Raw genomic sequence first — 4,135 nt, 5'->3', positions numbered from 1 at the left:
AGTACCAGCGTACGGCCCACAGAATGATGTCACGCTGAAAATGCCGGCCTTTGAATGGGTTCATGTGCAGCTCCATCAGCAAAAGGGGATGATAAGTTTATCACCACCGACTATTTGCAACAGTGCCCTCTATTGCGTGACGTAGATTCGTGACGTATAGTTACTGCAACTTATTTGTTTATAACTACCGTCAGGTACAAAATTATGTCTCCCGTACAAGCTAAACAAAAGCAGCATGAACGCTACGAAGCCGTAGCGGTGCAGGTTTTGCGTGGTCGTGCCGGTTACAAACCTGCCGTGAAAAGCCGCTTCAGTAAGTCAGCTAGTAGCAAATTCGCTCATACTATCGCTTTTGCCTGATCCTGAACTTTGAGGCACAATAAACCATCATTCGCTGATGGTTTTTTTATGCCTGTTCAAGACGTTATTCCCCCCTATGAGCAGATGTACCTGCTAAATCAGCAGCTGATCTGCAACGCTGATCAGTTCAAACATGCCGTTATCACAGTTGGCGGTCAGGCTGTGCAATACTGGATATCCTATTATCATGCACAATACGGCGACAGATTGCCTGATGAGCGCCTCACCACATCTGTTGACTGCGACTACAGCGCCCGGAAAGATGATATTGCGGCTATAGCAAAAACGCTCAACGTTAAGACGTGGGAGAACAAAGACGGTCAGCCCCCATCCCTTGCGCAGTTTATGCTTATCGATCAGGATACACACGATATCAAACGGGATGATGGACGCTTATTTGCCGTACCGGATGCGCCTGACGAGCCAAATGTGGTGGATATTATCGACCGCCCCGGAGGCTTTGACCGTTCTGATTTTCAGGGGAAAAAGCTTTACCTGTATACCGCCCCGTTTTATGTAGAAGCAACCGGCCCCGGCATGCCTGAAATGAATGAAAAGGTAAGGGTATTGAACCCTGTCGCCTGTATGCGCTCGCGCTTTAGCAATCTGATTGCCTTGCGCCGTGATGCTGAAATTGAAATTGCGCGTATTAACGCGCTCAAGATCCCGTGTTATTTCTTTCTCATCGAACAGTTTGATGAACAGCCGTTCAAAGTTGCACGAGGAATCTTTATGGATTTATGGAGGCTCGCGAATGACGAAAGCTGTCTGCGCCATCAGGCCTTCTGGCATAGCTGGCAGGGGCCGCTTCTTGAAGGGCAACAAAGTAACAACATCACTCTGATTGATGTGTTGGAAGGCGTACATGTATACCTGGAAGGGCATCTTGATGACTTTGAAATACCGGAAGCCTTTGTCACCAAAGAAGTACCGCTAAAGCTCGCACAGCTGCGTGAACGCTGGGAGCGTTACGTGGTACTCAATGCTGAATGGGCAGCAAGAGGGCGCAGGGGATTTGAACGTAATCCCCGTGATGATTAGCCCCCTTTGGGCTGAAAAATTTGCGCATGTGCAAACCACCGGAGCACACGCTAATAGGCCGTTCAGAAGGTGAGCGTCAGGCCACTCTGAAAATTGCCCGTACCATGCTGCAGAACGGCATTGACCGCAATACTGTCATGAAAATGACCGGTCTGACTGAAGATAACCTGGCACAAATCCGCCACTAATCCCCCTTTCCTGGCACTCCCTGCCGGGCCATCAGTGAAAACTGGTGGGGCAGGGAGGCATCAGACTCAGGCTCAGCCTGCCAGCCACAGCGATTTAACAGTTTCATTATCCCAGTTACGTTCCCTGTCAGACGTACTGTCAGCGGATTTGTCTGTTGGCCATTGTCGTCAAAAGCGGCATCAAGGTTTGTCCGTAAGAGATAAACACCGTTTACTCCAGGATTGAGTACCAAAGCATATCGTCCGGCCCATTCTCTGTCGCTCATTACGCGGTAATTCCAGCCCATGTCTTTCGCTGTTTCCAGCGCATACGTCAGGCGGAACATGTCGTTCTGTTCAGTCAACTCGCCGCTGCAGGAGCGCCAGACATAGCCCAGTTTGTCGGCCAGCTTAGCTCTCACACCCAGCAAACGCCCCTGATTCAGTAACCACCCGATATCCTGTGCCACATCGCGCGAGAATCGCCGTTGCTTCAGTGCTGCCGCGAGCCAGCGGGTGAGAAAGAGATTTTCCTGTGCGGGAGAGAGTTCTCCCTGCTCCTGTCTGGCCAGTGCCAGCGCGACCAGTGCACACCATGCCAGATGGCCTGTTTTTTCTGTCAGCGTCATAACAGATACCTCCCTTCAGTCTTACTGATTCCCTGGTCTTAAATCTCAGTTGTTCAGCTCTGTACAGTCGGTCTCAGCTGCCATGTTGCCCCACCAAAACAGGTCACACCGACCACCTGCTCCCAGGTTTCCTTCTGCTCCAGCAGCTTCTCCAGCGCATGAAAGTCCGCGCGCGAGAGCACAATATCTTCCCGCTCGCCGGGCGACTCCAGAATATACCCCTCAGGTATCCGCGTGGCCGATTCAGCAGCCTGCCGTGAGGATATGCGGTAAAAGGTTTTGATGCATCCTCCGCGAGTGAGGGCATCGAGGATGATGCTTTCGGCAACGCGCATGACTGGCTCCGGTTAAAAGTGTTTCACGTCTTTGCCGGTGTGCAACTGGCGACGCTCATCATGCCGCGTAGTGCTTCCACAGACAACGGCTTTGCCTCATTGCCCCGGTGGACCATCGCATGGCAGTTCGGACAAGGAATGCTATGGTAAATATAACCTTCCCCTTACACTCATGAAGCTTATGGAAGAATTATTCACTTGTCCGATATGTAAACTCTCATTTGGCCATAAAGCTAGGTTGAGAAAGCATATAAAAAAGCATACGAAATCCCTTGAAAAGAATCTCGCTAAGGCCAACTCAACCAAAAAGGCTGAGCATGAAAAGATGCTTATTCAGGAGAGGATTGCAAGGACAGGTAGCGCTTTTAAAAATGAATCGGAGAGAAATAAGTACTTTGAAAGAAGGCGTGCTGAAAACCCCATATTTGATATCGATACGCCGATCAGAAAGGCCTCGTTTATAGTGAATGCCGGTGCCTTTGGTTTGGGTAAATCCAGAAAAAACTAGCCGTTTTTTTGGCAAAAGCAGATCTAATGTCCCCGTGGTGAGTATATAAAAAATTACGGGGAGCTGAGCGACCTTCGTCTAGCTCTCTTCTTGTTTTTTTGCCGCAGCGGACTCTCGCGTGCGTCAGACACAAGTGGCGCAGGGGACGGGTTTTTGATGCGCGTCAGCGCATGGGAGGCGCCATGCGCCTGAGACCCCCGCAGCGAAGCGAGGACGAAAAAAGCATTACGGCTTCAGCCGTAATAATCCCCCACACTGCTAAGCCCAGAACAAACCCGCTAAAAACGATACAGAAGCTGCTGTACGCGGTCGGAGTGGTCCCGACAAGGCGTTAGCCGCAGTCGGGGCGTATCTCCGCGTTAGCGGGCCGCAGGGCCGCTTACGAGCGTGTACTAAACAACTGACCACAGCTCCACCTACAGCGATGAAGAAGAATAGTTACAACACCCATCATTAAAAGCGACACTACTCCCGGCCTTCGGCCGGGGGCGGCGGCGCTTTTCAGTGGTGGGGAGGGGCTCCTGGCTGGCAAACCGGCGCCGGTTTTATGACGGATTTCCTTTTGAATGCTGTAACTAATGTGGTTCTCTGGTCGGGGCCCGTCGCGAAGCGATGGGCGCTACTTTTATCTGAGCGACGCGGACGCTTGCGGCCGCTGTAAGCGAAGGCCTCACTGAGTTATTCACAGAGCCGGCAAAGACAAAAGATCTCCCTGCAGCTTGCAATGCAGGGGATTAAAAAAGTGGGGTAAGACTATTTTGCAGGTTTGCTGTTACCCTTTTGCTAAATTCCCTGTTTATTCATTTGCGGGTTTTTGTGGATAAGTGAAAACCTGGTGCGAACGTCACAGGGTATACGTGCTCAAACCAGCGATGGTCCGACGGCCGGAACGTCAGATGGATAAAAACCAGGCAATTTCATGAATCCGGACAAACGCCAAAAGCCCCGGGCAGGGGCATAGAAAAAATGGCACTGTTGCAAAGTTAGCGATGAGGCAGCCTTTTGTCTTATTCAAAGGCCTTACATTTCAAAAACTCTGCTTACCAGGCGCATTTCGCCCAGGGGATCACCATAATAAAATGCTGAGGCCTGGCC

The 4,135-nt window shown here is 51.0% G+C and carries 5 protein-coding genes and 3 pseudogenes; 4 read left to right on the top strand and 4 right to left on the bottom strand.

What is annotated here, in order from left to right; all coding sequences use genetic code 11:
- Positions 1-64: pseudogene (locus K2184_RS28790) on the bottom strand (hypothetical protein); the annotation flags it as partial.
- A gap of 140 nt (positions 65-204) precedes the next feature.
- Between K2184_RS28790 and K2184_RS28785 the strand changes: the two are divergent.
- The 3 genes and pseudogenes from K2184_RS28785 to K2184_RS28775 all read left to right on the top strand — a co-directional run.
- The gene (locus K2184_RS28785; protein WP_000075580.1) at positions 205-360 is read left to right on the top strand and encodes a hypothetical protein; all 156 of its coding nucleotides are present in this window, start codon (positions 205-207) and stop codon (positions 358-360) included.
- A 48-nt stretch (positions 361-408) separates the two neighbouring features.
- On the top strand, positions 409-1,401 hold the full coding sequence (locus tag K2184_RS28780; RefSeq protein ID WP_001145103.1) for a hypothetical protein: 993 nt from the start codon (positions 409-411) through the stop codon (positions 1,399-1,401).
- Positions 1,402-1,457: 56 nt separating this feature from the next.
- Positions 1,458-1,589 (top strand): annotated as a pseudogene (locus K2184_RS28775) (ISNCY family transposase); the annotation flags it as partial.
- Here the strand turns inward: K2184_RS28775 and K2184_RS28770 are convergent.
- Together K2184_RS28770 and K2184_RS28765 are read right to left on the bottom strand one after the other, a co-directional pair.
- Positions 1,586-2,197: a DUF2913 family protein gene (locus tag K2184_RS28770; protein WP_000176305.1), complete on the bottom strand. Its 612-nt coding sequence runs from the start codon at positions 2,195-2,197 to the stop codon at positions 1,586-1,588. The pseudogene K2184_RS28775 and the gene K2184_RS28770 overlap by 4 nt on opposite strands.
- Positions 2,198-2,250: 53 nt before the next feature.
- Complete coding sequence (locus K2184_RS28765) at positions 2,251-2,532, bottom strand: hypothetical protein (RefSeq protein ID WP_001568067.1); 282 nt, start codon at positions 2,530-2,532, stop codon at positions 2,251-2,253.
- A gap of 181 nt (positions 2,533-2,713) precedes the next feature.
- Between K2184_RS28765 and K2184_RS28760 the strand changes: the two genes are divergently transcribed.
- Positions 2,714-3,040: a C2H2-type zinc finger protein gene (locus K2184_RS28760; protein ID WP_004201125.1), complete on the top strand. Its 327-nt coding sequence runs from the start codon at positions 2,714-2,716 to the stop codon at positions 3,038-3,040.
- 1,020 nt (positions 3,041-4,060) lie between these two features.
- Here the strand turns inward: K2184_RS28760 and K2184_RS28755 are convergent.
- Positions 4,061-4,135: pseudogene (locus K2184_RS28755) on the bottom strand (IS6 family transposase); the annotation flags it as partial.

The sequence above is a fragment of the Klebsiella sp. K5-306 genome (assembly GCF_051835185.1).
GTDB classification, from domain to species: Bacteria; Pseudomonadota; Gammaproteobacteria; order Enterobacterales; family Enterobacteriaceae; genus Klebsiella; species Klebsiella oxytoca.
This window is presented reverse-complemented; position numbering and strand designations above follow the sequence as displayed.